16 protein-coding genes are annotated in these 19771 nt (G+C 61.2%); 8 read left to right on the forward strand and 8 right to left on the reverse strand.

All coding sequences use genetic code 11. From position 1 onward, the window contains the following. Positions 1–79 precede the first annotated feature (79 nt). Positions 80–1501 carry an adenosylhomocysteinase gene (ahcY, locus tag SFY93_RS14820; protein WP_320443641.1) on the forward strand — a complete coding sequence of 474 codons (1422 nt, stop codon included), beginning with the start codon at positions 80–82 and terminating at the stop codon, positions 1499–1501. Between the two features lie 54 nt (positions 1502–1555). Here the strand turns inward: ahcY and SFY93_RS14825 are convergent, their stop codons facing one another. From SFY93_RS14825 to SFY93_RS14840, 4 genes are all read right to left on the reverse strand, one after another. Beyond that, entirely contained in the window at positions 1556–2581 is a 1026-nt protein-coding gene (locus SFY93_RS14825; RefSeq protein WP_320443642.1) for an LLM class flavin-dependent oxidoreductase, read from the reverse strand. Positions 2582–2659: 78 nt separating this feature from the next. Next, complete coding sequence (locus SFY93_RS14830; RefSeq protein WP_120290657.1) at positions 2660–3358, reverse strand: fumarylacetoacetate hydrolase family protein; 699 nt, start codon at positions 3356–3358, stop codon at positions 2660–2662. A 78-nt stretch (positions 3359–3436) separates the two neighbouring features. After that, on the reverse strand, positions 3437–5239 hold the full coding sequence (locus tag SFY93_RS14835; protein WP_320443643.1) for an ABC transporter ATP-binding protein: 1803 nt from the start codon (positions 5237–5239) through the stop codon (positions 3437–3439). Positions 5240–5486: 247 nt separating this feature from the next. After that, a complete protein-coding gene (locus SFY93_RS14840; protein ID WP_320443644.1) occupies positions 5487–6296 on the reverse strand; it encodes an outer membrane protein in 810 nt (269 codons plus the stop codon). A gap of 423 nt (positions 6297–6719) precedes the next feature. Between SFY93_RS14840 and SFY93_RS14845 the strand changes: the two genes are divergently transcribed. Further along, a complete protein-coding gene (locus SFY93_RS14845) occupies positions 6720–7604 on the forward strand; it encodes an AraC family transcriptional regulator (RefSeq protein WP_320447772.1) in 885 nt (294 codons plus the stop codon). A 25-nt stretch (positions 7605–7629) separates the two neighbouring features. On the opposite strand, the gene galE is transcribed toward SFY93_RS14845, so the two are convergent. Continuing rightward, a complete protein-coding gene (gene galE, locus SFY93_RS14850) occupies positions 7630–8643 on the reverse strand; it encodes a UDP-glucose 4-epimerase GalE (RefSeq protein ID WP_309946307.1) in 1014 nt (337 codons plus the stop codon). A 115-nt stretch (positions 8644–8758) separates the two neighbouring features. On the opposite strand from galE, the gene SFY93_RS14855 reads away from it, so the two are divergent. Further along, the gene (locus SFY93_RS14855) at positions 8759–9817 is read left to right on the forward strand and encodes a glycosyltransferase family 4 protein (RefSeq protein ID WP_320443645.1); all 1059 of its coding nucleotides are present in this window, start codon (positions 8759–8761) and stop codon (positions 9815–9817) included. On the opposite strand, the gene SFY93_RS14860 is transcribed toward SFY93_RS14855, so the two are convergent. Beyond that, on the reverse strand, positions 9799–10329 hold the full coding sequence (locus tag SFY93_RS14860) for an HAD family hydrolase (protein WP_320443646.1): 531 nt from the start codon (positions 10327–10329) through the stop codon (positions 9799–9801). The genes SFY93_RS14855 and SFY93_RS14860 overlap by 19 nt on opposite strands. After that, complete coding sequence (waaF, locus tag SFY93_RS14865; RefSeq protein WP_320443647.1) at positions 10326–11399, reverse strand: lipopolysaccharide heptosyltransferase II; 1074 nt, start codon at positions 11397–11399, stop codon at positions 10326–10328. Before waaF ends, SFY93_RS14860 begins: the two co-directional genes overlap by 4 nt. Positions 11400–11591: 192 nt before the next feature. Between waaF and rfaD the strand changes: the two genes are divergently transcribed. From rfaD to SFY93_RS14880, 3 genes are read left to right on the forward strand one after another with little or no spacing between them, the layout of a single operon-like run. Continuing rightward, complete coding sequence (gene rfaD, locus SFY93_RS14870) at positions 11592–12572, forward strand: ADP-glyceromanno-heptose 6-epimerase (protein ID WP_320443648.1); 981 nt, start codon at positions 11592–11594, stop codon at positions 12570–12572. Between the two features lie 22 nt (positions 12573–12594). Beyond that, complete coding sequence (rfaE1, locus tag SFY93_RS14875) at positions 12595–14064, forward strand: D-glycero-beta-D-manno-heptose-7-phosphate kinase (RefSeq protein WP_320443649.1); 1470 nt, start codon at positions 12595–12597, stop codon at positions 14062–14064. Further along, complete coding sequence (locus SFY93_RS14880) at positions 14061–15971, forward strand: SDR family NAD(P)-dependent oxidoreductase (protein ID WP_320443650.1); 1911 nt, start codon at positions 14061–14063, stop codon at positions 15969–15971. The genes rfaE1 and SFY93_RS14880 overlap by 4 nt, the downstream gene beginning before the upstream one ends. Before the next feature lie 7 nt (positions 15972–15978). Here the strand turns inward: SFY93_RS14880 and SFY93_RS14885 are convergent, their stop codons facing one another. Further along, on the reverse strand, positions 15979–16992 hold the full coding sequence (locus SFY93_RS14885; protein WP_320443651.1) for an MraY family glycosyltransferase: 1014 nt from the start codon (positions 16990–16992) through the stop codon (positions 15979–15981). Positions 16993–17248: 256 nt separating this feature from the next. On the opposite strand from SFY93_RS14885, the gene SFY93_RS14890 reads away from it, so the two are divergent. After that, a complete protein-coding gene (locus tag SFY93_RS14890; RefSeq protein ID WP_320443652.1) occupies positions 17249–18247 on the forward strand; it encodes an NAD-dependent epimerase in 999 nt (332 codons plus the stop codon). 9 nt (positions 18248–18256) lie between these two features. Further along, positions 18257–19669 carry a mannose-1-phosphate guanylyltransferase/mannose-6-phosphate isomerase gene (locus SFY93_RS14895; protein WP_120290679.1) on the forward strand — a complete coding sequence of 471 codons (1413 nt, stop codon included), beginning with the start codon at positions 18257–18259 and terminating at the stop codon, positions 19667–19669. Positions 19670–19771 lie beyond the last annotated feature (102 nt).

Consider the following 19771-nt stretch of genomic DNA (forward strand, 5'->3'; position numbering starts at 1 on the left):
GCCCTCTCCCGCGAGGGGAGAGGGCGCAATTATGAGCGTCCGCGAGAACCTCTCGCACTATAGGAACAAGGATTCAAATATGACCGCCCCCAACGGTTTCACCGACTACATCGTCAAAGACATCAACCTCGCCGCCTTCGGCCGCAAGGAGCTCTCGATCGCCGAGACCGAGATGCCCGGCTTGATGGCCACCCGCGAGGAATACGGCCCGAAGCAGGTGCTGAAGGGCGCCCGCATCGCCGGCTCGCTGCACATGACCATTCAGACCGGCGTGCTGATCGAGACGCTGAAGGCACTCGGCGCCGACATCCGCTGGGTCTCGTGTAATATCTATTCGACCCAGGATCACGCCGCAGCCGCGATCGCCGCTGCCGGCATTCCGGTGTTCGCCATCAAGGGTGAAACTCTGACCGAATACTGGGACTACACCGCAAAACTGTTCGACTGGCATGGCGGCGGTCACCCCAACATGATCCTCGATGACGGCGGCGACGCCACCATGTATGTCCATCTCGGCCTCAAGGCAGAGAACGGCGACACGGCGTTCCTGGACAAGCCCGCTTCGGAAGAAGAGGAAGTGTTCTTCGCGCTGCTCAAGAAGCAGCTCAAGGAAAAGCCGAAGGGCTATTTCAAGGCGATTGCCGAGAGCATCAAGGGCGTCTCGGAAGAGACGACCACGGGCGTGCATCGCCTGTACGACATGCAGAAGGCTGGCACGCTGCTGTGGCCCGCGATCAACGTCAATGACTCCGTCACCAAGTCGAAGTTCGACAACCTCTATGGCTGCCGTGAATCGCTGGTCGACGGCATCCGCCGCGGCACCGACGTGATGATGTCGGGTAAGGTCGCGATGGTCGCCGGCTTCGGCGATGTCGGCAAGGGCTCGGCCGCTTCGCTGCGCCAGGCCGGCTGCCGCGTGATGGTCTCCGAAGTCGATCCGATCTGCGCGCTGCAGGCGGCGATGGAAGGCTACCAGGTCGTCACGATGGAAGACGCCGCGCCTCAGGCCGACATCTTCGTCACCGCGACCGGCAACAAGGACATCATCACCATCGAGCACATGCGCGCGATGAAGGATCGTGCCATCGTCTGCAACATCGGTCACTTCGACAACGAGATCCAGATCGCGTCGTTGAAGAACCTGAAGTGGGACAATATCAAGCCGCAGGTCGACGAGATCACGTTCCCCGACGGTCACCGGATCATCATGCTGTCGGAAGGCCGCCTCGTGAACCTCGGCAATGCCATGGGTCACCCGTCCTTCGTGATGTCGGCATCCTTCACCAACCAGACGCTGGCGCAGATCGAACTCTATGCCAACAACAAGGACGGCAAGTACAAGAAGGAAGTCTATGTGCTGCCGAAGTCGCTCGACGAGAAGGTGGCGATGCTGCATCTCGCCAAGATCGGCGTGAACCTGACCAAGCTGCGCAAGGATCAGGCCGACTATATCGGCGTGAAGCAGGAAGGCCCGTTCAAATCGGATCACTACCGCTACTGAGTTCGGCGTGACGAACTGAATAAGAAAAGCCCCGGAGCGATCCGGGGCTTTTTGTTATTTGAGCATCTCTCGGACCATCGGAATGACCTTTGTTCCGTATAGCTCGATACACGTCATCAGCTTCTCGTGTGGCAATGGTCCCGCGCTGTATTTCAGATCGAAGCGCGAAATGCCGAGCGCCTTCGCGGTTTTCGCGATCTTCTTCGCCACGGTCTCTGGCGATCCCACATAGAGCGATCCGTGTTCGGCTTCCTGATCAAATTCGCGGCGCTGCATCGGCGGCCAGCCGCGCTCCTTGCCGATGCGGTCGCGCATCTGCTTGTAGTCGGGCCACAGTTCCTCACGCGCCTGCTCGTCGCTGGCGGCGACATAGCCTGGCGAATGCGCGCCGATCGGCTTCACCGGTCGCTGAATCTCGGCATAGGCGCGGTGATAGAGATCGACATAGGGTTTGAACCGCTCGGGCTCGCCGCCGATGATCGCCAGCATCAGGGGCATGTCATAGCGCACCGCGCGAACGACTGACTCAGGACTGCCGCCGACGCCAATCCAGGTCTTGAGCGTGCCGGTCTCGACGGGCGGATAGACGCGCTGATTGGTAAGTGGCGGGCGGGTCGTGCCGCTCCAGGTTACTTCCGGCTCGGACGCGAGCGCGGCGAACAGATCGAGCTTGTCCTCGAACAGCGTCTCGTACTGGTCGAGCTTGAAGCCGAACAGCGGGAAGGATTCGGTGAACGAGCCGCGGCCGAGGATGACCTCGGCGCGGCCGTTCGATGCAGCGTCCACGGTGGCAAAGCGCTGGAAAACGCGGATCGGATCGTCGGAGCTCAGCACGGTCACGGCTGAACCGAGGCGAATCCGCTTGGTGCGCGTGGCGATCGCCGCGAGCACGACTTCGGGCGCCGATACGGCAAAGTCCGCGCGGTGATGCTCACCGACGCCAAAGAAGTCGACGCCGAGCTGATCGGCGAGGACGGCCTCGTCGATGACATTGCGGATGACTTGTGCATGTGACAGCATTTCGCCGCCGGCGCCACGTGTGACGTCACCGAACGTGTCGAGACCTAGTTCAAGCGGCATGGATCGCTTCCCTGATGGAGCCGAAACGAAAAAGGCCGCGCATCATGCGCGGCCTTTCGTAATGAAGGCGTGCGGCCCTTACTTGGGCGCGGTGATTTCGAACTTCAAGGTGCCGATGCCATCGACGCCGCATTCGACCTTGTCGCCAGGCTGCAGCGCCGCAACGCCGGCTGGGGTACCGGTCAGGATGACGTCGCCGGCACCGAGTTCGACCTGCAGCGACAGCTTGGAAATGATCTCGGCGATGTTCCAGATCATCTCGGACAGGTCGCCCTTCTGGCGTTCGGTACCGTTCACCGAGAGCCAGATCTTGCCCTTGGAGGGATGGCCGACCTTCGAAGCGGGGACGAGCGCGCCGGTGGGCGCCGACATGTCGAACGACTTGCCGATTTCCCAGGGCTGCTCTTTCTTGCGCGAGATGGTCTGGAGGTCGCGGCGGGTGAGATCGACGCTGACGCCATAGCCCCAGACGTGATCGAGTGCCTTTTCCGGCGAGATGTTGAGGCCGCCGCTCTTCAGCGCGACAACGAGTTCGACCTCGTGCTGCATGTCCTTGGTCAGGGTCGGGTAGGGGATCTCGCTGCCATCCGGCACGATCATGTCGGCGTGCTTGGCGAAGAAGAAGGGAGGGTTACGCTCGTCATTGCCGAGTTCGCGGATGTGCTCGAGATAGTTGCGGCCCACGCACCAGACACGGCGCACCGGGAATTTCGAAGTCTCGCCCTGAACGGCGATGGCGGCCTGTGGCGGAGGGGCGATAACGAACGATGCGGTCATGGACGGCTCTCGGGCTGGTTGTGAAGGCTGGGATCAAAACGGATGCCGCGCTTGCGCGGCAGAAAACAGGAGCAAGTCTTACGCTGACACGTCGAGCGGTGCCAGCGGCGAGGCATCACGATGTTGCAGCCGGAAGAACGACGCGTAGCGTCCACCACGGCGCAGCAGATCGTCGTGGCGGCCGCGCTCGACGATCTCGCCGCCCTCGACCACCAAGATGGCGTCGGCATGCATGATCGTGTGCAGGCGGTGGGCGATGACGATCGTGGTGCGATTCTGGCAGAGATGCTCGATGGCTTCCTGCACCGATTTCTCGGATTCAGAATCCAGCGCCGCGGTCGCCTCGTCCAGCAGGATGACCGGCGCGTTCTTCACCAGCGCGCGCGCGATGGCGATGCGTTGGCGCTGGCCGCCGGAGAGTTGTGCGCCATGCTCGCCGACCGGCGTCTCGTATCCGAGCGGGAAGCCCATGATGAAATCATGGGCGCAGGCGGCCTTGGCTGCCGCCACGATCTCGTCTTCCGTCGCGCCCGGTTTGCCGAAGGCGATGTTTTCGCGGATCGTGCCGCGGAACAGATAGACATCCTGGCCGACATAGGCGGTTTGGCCGCGCAGTGAGCGCCGCGAGACCTGGCCGATCGACTGGCCGTCGATGGTGATATCGCCTTCGCTGACTTCGTAGAGTCGCAGCAGCAGCGCGAGCACGGTGGACTTACCGCCCCCTGACGGGCCGACCAGTGCGGTCACCTTGCCGGGCTCGGCGACGAAGCTCATGCGGTTGAGCACGACCTCGTTGGGGCGATAGCGGAACGTCACGTCATGCAATTCGACGCGCGCATCGGTCAGCTTCAGCGCCGGTTTGTGATCGTCGTTGGGTTCGGACGCCGGACTGTCGACGATCTCGAGCAGCGTATGCGCGCCGATGATCTGACTGTTGAGATCGATGTTCAGCCGCGCCAGGCGCTTCGCCGGCTCATAGGCCAGCAGGAAGGCGGTGACGAAGGAAAAGAATTGCCCGGGTGTCGCGCCCATCGCCACCACGCGATAGCCGCCATACATCAGCGACGCCGCGATGGCGAAGCCGCCCAGCGTTTCCATCAGCGGGCTAGAGCGGCTGGAGACGCGCGCCATCTTGTTGGCGTTCTGCTCGACGGCCGTGATGCTCGCTTCCATGCGTTGCTGCATGGTCTTTTCGAGCGTGAAGGCCTTCACCGTGCGGATGCCCTGCAGCGATTCCTGCATCACTTCCAGAATTTCGGTGGTACCGGTGAACTGGTTGCGGGCGAGGCCCTTGATGCGGCGGACCAGCTTGCGCAGCACCAGCATCGCGGGCGGCGCGACGAGGAAGCCGAACAGCGCCATATATGGATCCTGCATCACCATCACGCCGACCAGCGCGATCAGTGACAAGAGATCGCGGCCGACGGCGTTGATCAGCAGGCTGAGCACCTGCGTCACCGAATTGGCGCCGGCGGTGAGCCGCTGCAGGAACTCCGACGAATGCCGCTCCGAGAAGAAGCCGATGCTCTCGTTCATCAGCTTGGCAAACAGCCGGCGCTGATTGTTGGCCACGATTGCGTTGGAGATCTTCGAAAGAATGACAGTATGGCCGTAGGTTGAGGCGCCCTTGATCAGGAAGATCACCACCACGAAGCCCGAGAACAGCGCGATCCGCTCGATGCTCTTGTCCACATAGGCCTGGTTGATGACCTCACCCAGCATATAGGCGGCGCCCGCGGTGGTCGCGGCGGAAACGGCCATCAGCAGGAAGGCCAGGAGGTAGCGCCGCCAATAGGTGACCGCCTGTTCGGCGACCAAGCGGCGGATCAGCGCCCAGGCGCCGTAAGGATCGTCAGTGACTTTGCGAGTAATCTTGGCCATCCGCGGTCCAGCGACGGCGCCGGGCAGGGATTTGCCGAGGCGTCAGGGTCAGCTTGCGAAACAGCCGCCTGATTGCCCGTTAAATCGCGGTTTTTCAAGCCAAAATCGGGCTTGCCAAGACTTTGTTAACCCGTTGGCCCGGCGGCATCTGCCGCCGGATTCGGGTCGATTTTGTCCCGGAATCTCTCGAAAAGCACGGCACGCGACGGGTACGCGCCGTGCTTTCGGTTGGCGGGATGTAACCCGATCAGAACCGGTAATTTACCCCTGCTTTCATGGTGTGGAACCTGGTATCGACCGCGATGCTGGAGTTGGAGGAGAAGCCATTGGCGATGTCGTTGACGGCAGTGGAGAACAGCGTGCTCCGGCCAAGATCCACATAGAGATATTCGGTCTTGAACGACCACTGCGGGGTGAATGCGTATTCGAGGCCCGCGCCCGCGGTCCAGCCCCACTGTGTCTGGCCGGCCGACACCGCCGCAACCTGGCCGAGCACACCATTCGGGCCGGTCAGAGTAAAGTTCCCGTTGGTGTTTACCCGGCCATAGGCGCCGCCGCCGGTGCCGTACAGGAACACGCGGTCCCATGCATAGCCGAGCCGTCCGCGAATCGTGCCGAACCATTCGACTTCGGAGCCGATGCCGAATGCCGCGGACGTGGTCACGCCATTATTGTTCAGCGTCTGATTGCCCTCGAAGCGGCCCTTGATGCCGGACCACTGGAAGTCAGTCTCGATGCCGACGACGAAGCCGCCGTTGTATTGATAGTTGTAGCCAGCCTGTCCACCGCCGAAGAAACCGCTCGAGGTCAGGCTGAAATTGCCGTTGGTGCTGGCAACGAGCGCGGCTGCCTCGGCCTGCAACTGCCGCTGTGCAGCCTGAAACGGATAGTCGAACTTGTCGCCGCCGAAACCGACATTGGCGCCGACATAGAAGCCGGTCCAGGAGAACACCTGGACCGGCGCGACTGGCGCCTTCACCGGATAGGGCATGTCGGCCGCAATGGCAGGAACGGCTGCACCGATAAGCAGTGCTGCGCCAGCGAATACTCTCTTCATGATCAGGCCCCTCAGTTTCTTGTTCTCGGCAAGTGATTTCCGATGCATCGCCGTCGTCAGCGATCGCATGTGAAGTGTCGTCGAGCGAAGACATCTGCGAATGATGTCGGGACTCGCGGCTTCCACATGCACAATGACAGGGCTGGCGGAGAGGTCTTGTTCACGCGCGTAGCAGATTTTAGTTCTCGCGCACTGCCACTAAACTTCGCGTCGATGTGGCGCTGTCGCAACAGCACATATGCGCACTATACAAAAATGGTCGCAGAACATCGCTCTGCCGAGATTTTTCGTGATGAGTTTGTTCTGTGTTGCTACACTATTCGTCGGAAATGAGTTGGACGTATGCATCAGGCCAGTTTTGTCTCAGATGGATTTGATCCGGAATTGCTGGATCATCAGAAATTCGCGCTGTGGTGCGAGAACATGGAAGCGCTCACCTGCTGTGTGGACATCACACGTGCCGAAGATCGGCCATTCTCGGCCTTCGTGCATTGGGCAGATTATTCGAATGTGCGGGTCACCCGGTTCGGTGGCACGTTCAGTCGAATCCGGCGATCCAGAACGGCAATCTCGCGCGGGCCAGACGATGATTTCTGTCTGATGTTTCATCGAGGCGAAGGGACGCTGGTTGTCGACCAGGTCGGGCGCGAGACGGCCTTGTCATCAGACCGAGCATTTCTTGGCACAAACGGACGGCCGGCCGATTTGCGATCGGATGCGGATTTCTCGTCGACGACACTGACCGTCAGTAGGGAGCGCCTGTTGCCCCTCATTGGCAATGTCGACGATCTCCTGATCCAGCCGCTCGACGAACGGCGCGCAGCCGTGGCCCATTTGCGGCGCTACATAGAAATCTCGGTCGATCTGCTGCGCGATCCGCATGATGCAGAGCTCGACAGCCACATCAGTACGACATTGCTGGATCTGACAGCGCTCGCGCTAGGTGCTCGCGGCGACGCTGCGCAACTTGCGTCGATGCGCGGTCTGCGCGCGTCGCGAACGCAGGAAATCATCGCTGAGATCGACCGCCATTTCGCCGATCCGGATTTTTCGGTGGGGCAGGTCGCGCGCCGGCTGGATTTGTCGCCGCGCTATCTCCAGGACCTTCTGCAGGATACCGGATCGAGTTTCACCGAACGCCTTCTGGAGTGCCGTCTGCAACATGCAATGCGTTTGCTGACGAGCGAGCAGGGCGATCGGCTGAAGATCAGTGAGATCGCGCTGGCCAGTGGCTTCAACGAGATCTCGTACTTCAATCAGCGGTTTCGACGGCGTTTCGGCGAGACGCCGACGCAATGCCGGCGTTGATCCGAGCGGGTGCTGGTCTGATCGTTCAGGCCGATTTCGCCATCAATTCGATGCCATGGCGCTCGCGGGCGAGCTTCTCTTCCCAGGCCAGCGCGTGCCGGGCGATGGTTTCGAGATCGTCGTATTGTGGCATCCAGTCCAATGTCGCACGGATCCTAGAGGTATCGGCGATCATGGTCATGATGTCGCCGTCACGGCGCGGGGCGTATTGAACCGCGAAATTGCGACCCGATGCACGTCGCACGGCCTCGATGGTTTCCAGCACCGAGTAACCGCGGCCGTAACCGCAATTGAGGGTCGTGGATGCGCCGCCTTCGCGCAGGTAGCTCAATGCGGCGCGGTGGGCCTGAACGAGGTCGCTCACATGGATGAAGTCGCGGATGCAGCTACCGTCGGGCGTCGGGTAATCGGTTCCGAACACGTCGATCTTGCTGCGCTGGCCGGTGGCGGCCTCGACGGCGATCTTGAGCAGATGCGTTGCGCCCATGGTGGCGAGGCCGGTGCGGCCCTGCGGATCGGCGCCGGCGACGTTGAAGTAACGCAGCGCGACAAACTCCATGCCATAGGCCGGCGCGATGTCGTGCAGCATGATCTCGGTCATCAGCTTCGATGATCCGTAAGGCGACAGCGGACGCGTTGGGGCATCTTCTGCCACCGGCGTGAAATCGGGATTGCCGTAGACGGCAGCGGTTGATGAGAAGATGAATTTCTTGACGCCGCACTTCACTGCCGCGCTGAGCAGGTTACGTGTCGTCATCGTGTTGTTGCGATAGTAGGCAAGCGGGTCGCGCATCGATTCCGGCACGACGACAGAGCCTGCAAAATGGATGATGGCGTCGATTCCATGGGCAGCGATGACGCCCTCGACAAGATTCTCGTCAGCGACATCGCCGATGAACAGCGGAACGCCTTCGGGGAGATATGTTGAGAAGCCCGTCGACAAATTGTCGATCACGACCACGCTCTCGCCGGCTTCCACCAGCGCATGGACCATGTGACTTCCGATATAACCGGCGCCGCCGGTGACAAGGACGGTCATTGGATTTACTCACTCTCCCGTTTTGGGAACGCTATCGCGCCCGGGATGAAGAGTGGGTTTCGACGGCCGGCAACTGGCCACTATGCTTAATGTTGCGTATAGGAAATCGGGCGAAATGGAGTCACCTGTGCCGATTGCGGGCAAAACGGCCGATAAACTGCAGCTGATCGTCACGAATCTGCACTGGCGCTACTCCGGTGTGACGGCGACCAATCGCATGGTGGCGCCGAGACTCGCAGACATGTTCGAAGCGGCTTGGCTTGGATCCGACGCGCCCGCCGGCATTGCCCGCATGGATATCGGCGATCTCGTGAAATTGTGGCTGCGCCGCAAGCCTGTGATTTGGCACGCGCGGCGCAACAACGAGATGATTGCCGGCGTTCTGCTCAAGGCGCTCGGGTGGCCGATGAAACTGCTCTTCACCTCGGCAGCGCAGCGCCATCATACCTGGATCACACGCTGGCTGATCAGCCGGATGGATGCCATCATCGCGACCAGCGACATTTCCGCGTCATATCTGAAACGGTCTGCGACGGTGGTGACGCATGGTGTGGATACCGACCGCTACGCGCCCCCCATCGATCGCCGAGCGTCGTTTGCCCAGGCGAAGCTACCGGGGCGCTATGCAATCGGCTGCTTCGGCCGCGTGCGCGCGCAGAAGGGCACCGATCTGTTTGTCGAGGCGGTGTGCGAGTTGTTGCCGCGCTATCCCGATTTCATCGCCGTCATCGTCGGCGCAATCACGCCGGACCAGATCGGCTTTGCCAATGAGCTCAAGAAGAAGATCGCCGATGCTGGTCTGCAGTCGCGCATCGTTATCACCGGCGAGTTGCCGATCGAAGAGGTCGAGCGATGGTATCAACGCCTGACGATCTACGCTTTCACTTCGCGCAATGAAGGCTTCGGTCTGACGCTGATCGAGGCGATGTCGGCGGGGGCCGCGCTGGTCGCAACGCGTGCGGGCGCCGCGGAGATCGTGGTCGAGGAAGGCGTGACCGGCAAGCTCGTGCCAACCGGCGATGCAATGGCACTCACGCTGGCATTGGAGCCGCTGATGCGCGATCCCGATGCCGCTGCAGCCATGGGTGAACGTGCGCGCCAGCGTGTGCTCGACAAATTCAGCCTCGATGCGGAAGCGCGAGGAATCGCTGAGGTTTATCGCAGGCTGCTCTGACCCTGCAGGATATCCGCAACGAACGCGTCCAAGTCTCCGCCTGCAAACAGGAAGCCGGGCAGGTGCGCAGCCTTGGCCGCTTCGATATCCGTATCGCGATCGCCGATGGCAAAACTGCCTTTGCGTTGCACAGGCCAGTGCTGCATCAGGTCGAGGATCATGCCCGGGCTCGGCTTGCGCCAGTGATGATCTTCTAGATAGCCCGCAACCGATCCAGCCGGATGGTGTGGGCAATAGCGGACGTCATCGATGCGAGCACCCTGCGCGGCGAGTTCGGAACGCATCCACTTAAACAGCGTGTTGAGTTCGTCCTCGGTGAAGTAGCCCCGTGCGACGCCGGACTGGTTCGAAAACAGGAAGACGAAATAGCCGGCATCATTGAGTCGGCGAATGGCCTTGGCCGCGTTCGGCATCCAGCGGATGCGATCGGATGTGCCCATATAGCCGTCGTCGTAATTGACGACGCCGTCGCGATCGAGAAATGCTGCGGGTTTGGTTTGCGTGGTCATCATATCTGCGCGCTTTTGTTGGACGCCTCGGCCATCACGCTCTGAATAATCTCGGTAACATCGTCGGCCGGAATGTCGCGCATGCAGGCGTGGTTGTTCATGGTGCAGACCGGTTTGTGACACGGCTGGCACGGAACGATGGTCTTGGTTTGCACGGTGGCCGCGAGCGGATTGAGGGGTCCCCATAGCTGCGGGCTGGTCGGTCCGAAAATGCCAATGGTCGGTGTGCCCACAGCGGCTGCGATGTGCATCAGGCCGGAATCATTGGCCACGGCGACATTGGCGGCGGCCATGCCGATCACGCCATTGCGCAGATCGTTGGTGGTAAGGTCGCGGGCGCGGGGACCGGCGGCGGCAATGATTTCGTTGGCGAGGTCCTTCTCGCCGGGGCCGCCGATGATCCAGACATCCAGCCCGCGCTCGACCAGCAGTTTTGCCGCCTCGGCATAATAGGTCCAGCGCTTGGAGGATCCGACCGAGCCGGGACCAAGCGCCACGACGGGGCCGGTTCCCAGCCCATTGGCTTGCCGCCAGCGCGCGATTTCGTCGGCCGGCACGCGGAACTGGGGCACCGGCCATTCCGGTGGCAGCGGCGTGCCGTCCGGCAGCGCCAGCGCGCATTTCTTGTCGATCATGCGCGGCAGCTTCTTTTCGCCCCAGCGCCACTGGTTGATCAGGCCGAAGCGCGCCTCGCCGACAAAGCCGATGCGCTCCGGGATGCCCGCCAGAGCGGGTGCCAGAGCCGATTTCCAGGTCCGCGGCATCACCAGCGCGGTGCCATAGTTCCGTGCGCGCAGGGTGGCCGCCAGTTCCCATTGCTTGGCGAGCGCGAGTTGGCTGCGAGGCAGGTCCCAGACGATGCCTGAGCGCACGCCCGGCATGTAGTCGACCAGCGAGGCGACCAGTCTGGTCACCAGCAAATCGACCGGCCGGTTCGGCCAGCGCTCCTTCAGGACCCGGACGACCGTATGACCCCGGACGAAATCACCGATCCACATATAGGGCACGATCAGGATCGGCCGGGTATCGTCCGGATCGACCATCACGCCCTGGTATGGGGAATTTACGTTCATTCTTTCAAGGGCTTCGCTGTTCTGCCGCGGGCTATATCCGGCTCACGTCGGTACCCGCTCCATTCGGACAGGTAAAGCCATTTGGGATGTTTCCAACCATGTCCCCATGGCGGCGACGAACATCCCGTTGCCCAAGTTGCCTGTGGGGCAGGGTTGAGGCAAAGGTGGGTCAATCATGAGATCGGGGACTTCATGCTGCTTGTGACCGGGGGAGCCGGTTTTATCGGATCGAATGTCGTGGCCGCGTTGAATGACGCCGGCCGCGCGGACGTGGCCGTCTGCGATGTGCTCGGCCATGACGGAAAATGGCGTAATCTTGCCAAGCGGCAACTTGCAGATGTAGTGCCGCCAGCCGAGCTGATGGACTGGCTGAAGGGCCGCAAGCTCGATGCGGTCATTCATCTCGGCGCGATTTCGGAAACCACCGCGACCGACGGTGATCTTGTGATCGAGACGAATTTCCGCCTCTCGATGCGCCTGCTGGACTGGTGCACGGCCAATGCGACGCCGCTGATTTATGCATCGTCCGCTTCGACCTATGGCGATGGTGCGCAGGGCTTTCGCGATGAGCAGACCATTCCCGAACTCAAAAAACTGCGGCCGATGAACCTCTACGGCTGGAGCAAGCACCTGTTCGACCTCGCGGTGGCCGAGCGCGTCGCCAAGGGCGAAAAGATGCCGCCGCAATGGGCCGGCCTGAAGTTCTTCAACGTGTTCGGGCCGAACGAGTACCACAAGGGCTCAATGATGAGCGTGCTGGCGCGGCGCTTCGACGACATCAAGGCCGGTCGGGGCATCCAGCTGTTCAAGTCGCATCGCGAAGGTATTGCCGATGGCGATCAGCGACGCGACTTCATCTATGTCGAAGACGTCGTTCGCGTGATGATGTGGCTGCTGGCGTCACCCAGTGTCAGCGGCATCTTCAATGTCGGCACCGGAACCGCGCGCAGCTTCAAGGATCTGATGCTGGCTGCCTATGCTGCACTCGGCACCAGGCCGAACATCGACTATATCGACATGCCCGAGCAGATTCGCGGCAGCTATCAGTACTTCACGCAGAGCGAAGTCGATCGGTTGCGCGGCGCCGGCTACAATGGCGGTTTTACAACATTGGAAGATGCGGTCTCGCATTATGTGAAGGGCTTCCTCGACCAGCCCGATCGCTTCCGTTGACGGCACAACAGGTACCGGTGTGATGTTTGATTTCGACGCCCTGTCGCACGCGATTGCCGACCAGACAGTGCTCTGCGTCGGCGATCTGATGCTCGACGAATTCGTCTATGGCGAGGTGTCGCGGATTTCGCCGGAAGCGCCTGCGCCGGTCATCGCGGTCCAGCGCAGCGAGATCAATATTGGCGGCGCCGGCAATGTCGCACGCAATATTGCAGCCCTCGGCGCGAAATGCATCTTTGTCGGCCTGGTCGGTGAGGACGATGCCGGCGCAACACTCAAGAATGCGCTCGCGCAGGAGCCTCTGATCGAAGCATTGCTGGTCACGGATTCATCGCGTCCGACGACGCGCAAGGTGCGCTTCGTGTCCGAGCATTTCTCGACACATATGCTGCGCGCCGACTGGGAACTGGCCGCGCCGGCGTCTGCGGTCATCGAAAAGCAATTGATCGATACAATTTTGCCGCAGCTCGCGCGCGCCGACATCGTATTGCTGTCCGACTACGCCAAGGGCGTGCTGACCGCGCGGGTCATCCGCAACGTCATCGATGCGGCGAAGAAGCTCGGCAAGCGCGTCATCGTCGATCCCAAGAGCGCAAACTTTGCGATCTATCGCGGCGCGACCTTGCTGACGCCGAACCGCAAGGAATTCGCCGAGGCAACGCGCAGCCGTGCAGACAGCGACATCAACATCGCGACCGCTGCGCAGGAAGCGATGATTCTGGCGGACTGCGCCGCGATGCTGGTGACCCAGAGCGAGCATGGCATGACGCTGGTGCCGCGCGATGGCGAGCCCATCCATGTGCCGGCGCTGCCGGTCAAGGTGCGCGACGTCTCGGGTGCCGGCGACACGGTGGCGGCGATGCTGGCTGTAGCGCTGGCGGCCGGGGCTGACTGGGAAGCGGCATTGCGCGCGGCAACTGCCGCGGCAGCGGTCGCTGTCAGCAAGAAGGGAACGGCGGTGGTCACACCGTCCGAACTGCGTCGCCGGATTTTGCCGCATGCATTTTTGGCCGCTGAAGAGAAAATCGTGGCATCGACTGAGCTCAATGCGCAACTGGCCGACTGGCGCAAGCAGCAGTTGCGGATCGGTTTCACCAATGGCTGTTTCGATATCCTGCATCCCGGTCATGTAAAGGTTCTGACGGCAGCGCGCGCGACTTGCGATCGCCTGATCGTCGGCCTCAACAGCGACGCGTCGGTGAAGCGGCTGAAAGGCGAGGGGCGCCCGGTGCAGGACGAACGCGCCCGCGCAGAAGTGCTTGCGGCGCTGGAAGCGGTCGATCTGGTCGTGATTTTCGAAGAGGATACCCCACTGAACCTGATTACGCAGATCGCGCCGGCGACGCTGGTCAAAGGCGGCGATTACACGCGAGAGCAGGTGGTTGGCCATGAGGTTGTCGCCGCCAACGGCGGAGAGGTGATCCTGATCGATATCCTCCAAGGCCACAGCACGACGTCGCTGGTCGAGCGCGCGCGCAGCGGACAGTCATGACACGCATCACACAGTTTTCTGCCCGCAACTGGCTGATTGCGACGCATGACGCCATCGTCACGGCGGCCGCGGTCGTTCTCAGCTTCGTGCTGCGTTTCGATGGCGAAAATCTGTGGGATCGGCTGCCGCTGCTCCTGAAGATCCTGCCGTATTTCGTCGTCTTCAGCTTTTTCGTCTGTTACCTGTTCAATCTGACGACGACGAAGTGGCGCTTCATCTCGCTGCCCGATTTGCTAAATATCATCAAGGCATCCACGGTCCTGACGGGCGCGCTTCTGGTGCTTGACTATATCTTCCTGGCGCCGAACGTGTACGGCACGTTCTTCCTCGGCAAGACAACGATCATCATCTACTGGTTCATCCAGATCTTCTTTCTGAGCGGATCGCGACTGGCCTATCGCTATTTCCGTTATACGCGTACGCGCAATCAGGCGCGCGCGATGGATGCGTCACCGGCACTGCTGATTGGTCGTGCGGCCGATGCCGAAGTGTTCTTGCGCGGCATTGAGAGTGGTGCCGTCAAGCGCATGTGGCCGGTTGGTATCTTGTCGCCGGCGATGTCCGATCGTGGACAGGCGATCCGAGGTGTACCGGTACTCGGTGGCATCGACGATCTCGGCAATGTCGTTGATGACTTCAGCACGCGGCAACGCCCGATCGAACGGATCGTGATGACGCCGTCGGCGTTTGAAGCAGAGGCGTTGCCCGAGTCGGTATTGATGCGCGCGCGCAAGCTCGGGCTGACGGTCAGCCGCATTCCGTCGCTCGAGGAAAGCCGCGATACGCCGCAATTGGCGCCGGTGGCAGTTGAGGATCTGTTGCTGCGACCGAGCGTCAAGATCGACTATGCCCGGCTGGAGAATTTCGTGCGCGGCAAGGCGATCGTCGTGACCGGCGGTGGCGGCTCGATCGGCTACGAGATCTGCGACCGTGTCATCACTTTCGGCGCGGCACGGCTGCTCATCATCGAGAATTCGGAGCCGGCGCTTCATGCGGCTATGGAAAAGCTGGCGGCCAAGGTCACCAGCGCGGTGATCGAGGGCCGCATCGCCGATGTCAGGGACCGCGAGCGCATTCATCAACTGATGATCACATTCAAGCCGGATGCGGTGTTTCATGCTGCCGCGCTGAAACATGTGCCGATCCTGGAACGGGACTGGGGCGAGGGCGTCAAGACCAACATCTTCGGTTCCGTGAATGTCGCCGATGCGGCGCTTGCATCGGGCGCTGATGCGATGGTGATGATTTCCACCGACAAGGCGATCGAACCGGTTTCGATGCTCGGTCTCACCAAGCGTTTTGCCGAGATGTATTGCCAGGCGCTCGATGGCGACGCCATCAGCGGCAGTGCCGCCAAATCACCTATGCGGCTGATCTCGGTGCGGTTCGGTAATGTTCTGGCGTCGAATGGGTCCGTCGTGCCGAAGTTCAAGGCGCAGATCGAAGCCGGTGGGCCGGTGACGGTGACGCACCCCGATATGGTGCGCTACTTCATGACCATCCGCGAGGCCTGCGATCTGGTCGTCACCGCGGCAACCCATGCGATGAACGCGCAGCATGCCGATGCATCGGTTTATGTGCTCAGCATGGGGCAACCGGTGAAGATCGTCGATCTCGCCGACCGCATGATCCGGCTGTCCGGTCTTCAGCCCGGCTACGATATCGATATCGTGTTCACCGGTGTCCGACCGGGCGAGCGGCTCAACGAGATATTGTTCGCCGAGCAGGAGCCAACCAGCGAGATCGGTATTGCCGGCATCGTCGCTGCCCGCCCGAACGAACTGCCGTTGGAGACGCTGAACAGCTGGCTTGCGATCTTGCGGAAAGCCATTGAGGCGGATCAACACGAGGTCGCTGTGGCGACGCTGAAGGATGCGGTGCCGGAATATCGGGCGGCGGCACAGTGAGTCTGCGTCAGCGGCGCGGCGTCGAGAATGCCCGCAATGACGTGGCGACGGCGACGCTGCCAAGGACAAGCAGAGCTGTGTCGGCGACGCCTGAGCGGAAATAGATCGACAACCCGGCCAGGGCCGCCAGGCCGATATTGAGTACGAACACCGTTCGCACCACCTCGATCACGGTGAAGCCATTGTCCGTCGCGCGCTGATAGAAGTGCGAGCGATGCGCCAGCCATACCGGTTCGCGTTTTGCCAACCGCCGCAGCAGGGTGATGGTCGCATCGGCAAGGTAATACAGCGGCAGCAGGATGGCGGCAGCCAGATGGTGCGCATAGGCGAGTTGCAGGAAGCACCAAGCCAGCAACAGCCCGATGGGGAGGCTGCCGACGTCGCCCAGAAACATCTTCGCAACGGGCCGATTGAACGGCGCGAAGCCGAGTGTGGCGCCGCAGAGCGCAGCGGCAATGAGCGCCGTTGATAACGGCAGTTGCCCGGAGAAGCCGATCAGCACCAGCGCCGCGGTGATCGGAATCACTTCGGCCACTGTGATCCAGTCGAGCCCATCCATGAAATTCACGAGATTGACGAACCAGAGTGCAGCCAGCAGCAGCAAGCCGCGTTCGATCCAGAGAGGCAGGTCCGGTGTAATCTGCAGTGTCGGGGGCAGAGCAAACAGGATCGCGGCAATACTGACGGCTTGCAGCAGCAGTCGCGGCGTCACGGAAATCGGACGCAGATCATCAATCGCGCCGATGGTCGCGATCAGGATCGTTGCCCCGAACAGTACCCACAGCGCCGGTGTCGCTGAAACAGAAAGACTTGCAATCGAGCACCCGGCAACCAGCAGCGCGACTGATATCACCGCGATGCCGGCGCCTTGCGGTGTCGGCACCTTGTGGGACGATCGGGCGTTCGGTCGCGCCATTGCATAGCGGATGAGCAGCGGATGAATAGCGTTGATGCAAACCGCGGACAGAACGGCGGCTACAACCAGAGCGACGAAGGTTGTAATCAATTCGAATGACGACATCGGGATGACATTGATCGCAGGAAAGACATGCGTTGCGGGGAAGATTTGGGTCGCAATGAGACAAATAGTTCGGAGTTATGCACGGCGGCTCTTCTTACCCTGTTTTCATGGCATAGCTAGCGGCGAAGGCCGCGCTTCTGACGCAATCGGATGCTGCGATGCCGAAGTGTTGCAACATCATCGCCTGGATGGCTAATGGAATGCGACACGGATCGTCATGCAACATGGCGATTTCTGGCGAATGTCTGGGGACACGATGTCTGAACAACCCATCCTTGTCACCGGTGCTGCCGGCTTCATCGGTTTCCACGTGACGCGGCAGCTGCTGGCCGACGGCCGAACGGTCGTTGGTCTCGATAGCGTCAACAGCTATTACGATCCGGCGCTGAAGGAGGCGCGGCTGAAGCTGCTGGAGGGCCAGCCTCGCTTTACCTTTGTGAGAGCGAATCTGGCAGATCGTCCCGCGATCTCGGCGCTGTTTGGCGAATACAAATTCCCTGTTGTCATTCATCTCGCTGCGCAGGCGGGTGTGCGCTATTCCATCGAGCAGCCGCACGCCTATGCCGATGCCAACCTCGAGGGCTTTCTCAATATCCTCGAAGGATGCCGGCACAACGGCTGTGCGCATCTGCTTTATGCGTCGTCATCCTCGGTCTATGGCGCCAACAAGAAGAAACCGTTCTCCGTCAGCGACAGGGTCGACAATCCGGTCAGTCTCTATGCTGCGACGAAGAAGGCCAACGAGTTGATGGCGCATTCCTACAGCCATCTCTATCGCCTGCCGACCACCGGGCTGCGTTTCTTCACCGTCTATGGTCCTTGGGGCCGGCCGGATATGGCGATCTTCCTGTTTACCAAGGCGATCCTCGACAAGCAGCCGATCAAGCTCTTCAATCACGGTAACATGCGACGCGACTTTACCTATGTCGACGACGTTGTCGGTGCTATCGGGCGGCTGATTGATCATGTGCCGACCGGTAGTGAGGAGGAGGCACCGGCGCGGATCTACAACGTCGGTAACCACAAGCCAGAGGACCTTTTGCATGTGGTCTCGGTTCTTGAGAAAGAACTCGGGCTGGAAGCCATCAAGACGATGTTGCCGATGCAGCCGGGCGACGTGCCTGAGACTTTTGCCGATGTGGACGATCTGATGCGTGACGTCGGCTTCAAGCCGGATACCTCGATCGAGGAAGGGATTCGGCAATTCGTCACGTGGTATCGCAGCCACTACGGTAATCTGAACGCGAAGGGTTGAGAGCGACTGATGAGCAAGCGCATTATTCCCCTGATCATGTGTGGCGGTGCCGGTACGCGCCTGTGGCCGTCGTCGCGTGAGGGGCGCCCGAAGCAATTTCTGCCATTGTTCGGGCCGCGCTCGACCTTTCAGGACACCGTGATTCGTGTATCCGATGCTGGCTTGTTCGATCGTCCCATTGTCATCACCAGTGCCGCCTATCGGTTCATGGTGCGCGAACAACTCGCCGAGATCGGGCTCGATGCAGACATTCTGCTCGAGCCGGCGCGGCGCGATTCAGGCCCGGCCATTGCCGCCGGTGCTGCTTTTGCACAGGCTCGGGACGAGGAAGCCGTCGTGCTTGCGCTTGCCGCCGATCACGTGGTGCGCGACGTGCCGGCTTTCGTGGCGGCGTGCCGGGCTGGGCTGGTGGTTGCCGATGCCGGCCACATTGTGACGTTCGGCGTTCAGCCGGAGCGTCCGGCCACCGAGTACGGCTATATTTCACCCGGCCAGGTGCTTTCCGGCGAGGTGAAGAGTGTCGCCAAATTCGTCGAGAAGCCGGATCTGCAGACGGCAACCGGTTATATTGAGGCCGGTTATCTCTGGAACAGCGGCAACTTCATGTTTCGGGCGGGGATGCTGCTCGATGAATATCGCCGCGTCGACAGCGATAGTGTCGAGACCATCACCAGCGCTGTGGCGAAGGCCGGCCGCGATCTCGGCTTCTTTACGCTCGATGCGGACGCTTTCGGGAAGGCAAAATCGATCTCTGTCGACTATGCCGTGATGGAGAAGACGACGAAGGCGGCCGTGGTGCCGGTGTCCTGCGGCTGGTCGGATGTCGGCTCGTGGCTCGCAGTGTGGGAGCTCTCCGACAAGGATGCGCAGGGCAATGCCGCGCAAGGCGTGGCGGTGTTCGAGGACTCGCGTAACTGCAACGTGGCCAGCGATGGTCCGGTGGTGGCGCTGGAGGGCGTCGACGATCTCGTGGTGGTGGCAACGCACGACGCTGTGTTGGTCTCCCGCCAGAAGGATGCCAACGGCTTGAAGCGGCTTGTGGCGAAGCTGAAGGTCACGGCGCCGCAGGTCACCGAGGATCATCTCAAGGTGCATCGCCCATGGGGATCTGTGCAGGCTCTTGAGGATGGCGAGCGCTATCAGGTGAAACGTCTCGTGGTGAAAGCCGGCGAGCGGCTGTCACTCCAGATGCACCACCATCGCTCCGAGCACTGGATCGTTGTGCGTGGTACCGCAAAGGTGACGATCAACGATCAGATCAAGACCGTCCACGAGAACGAGTCGATCTACATCCCGCTCGGTGCCACGCACCGTCTGGAAAACCCTGGTAAAATTCCGCTCGAGCTGATCGAGGTGCAGACGGGCAGCTACCTTGGCGAGGACGACATCGTTCGCATCGAGGATGACTACAAGCGGAGCTAGCGGCCGCCGGGCGATACTCGCCCGAATCAATGCACCCACAGCGTGCATTCGCCTGAATTGGTGCCGGTGAGGGGCTACCACGATCCCTTCATGTCGTATCTT

Origin of the sequence: Tardiphaga sp. 42S5 (genome assembly GCF_034044155.1) — a bacterium.
GTDB lineage: Bacteria > Pseudomonadota > Alphaproteobacteria > Rhizobiales > Xanthobacteraceae > Tardiphaga > Tardiphaga robiniae.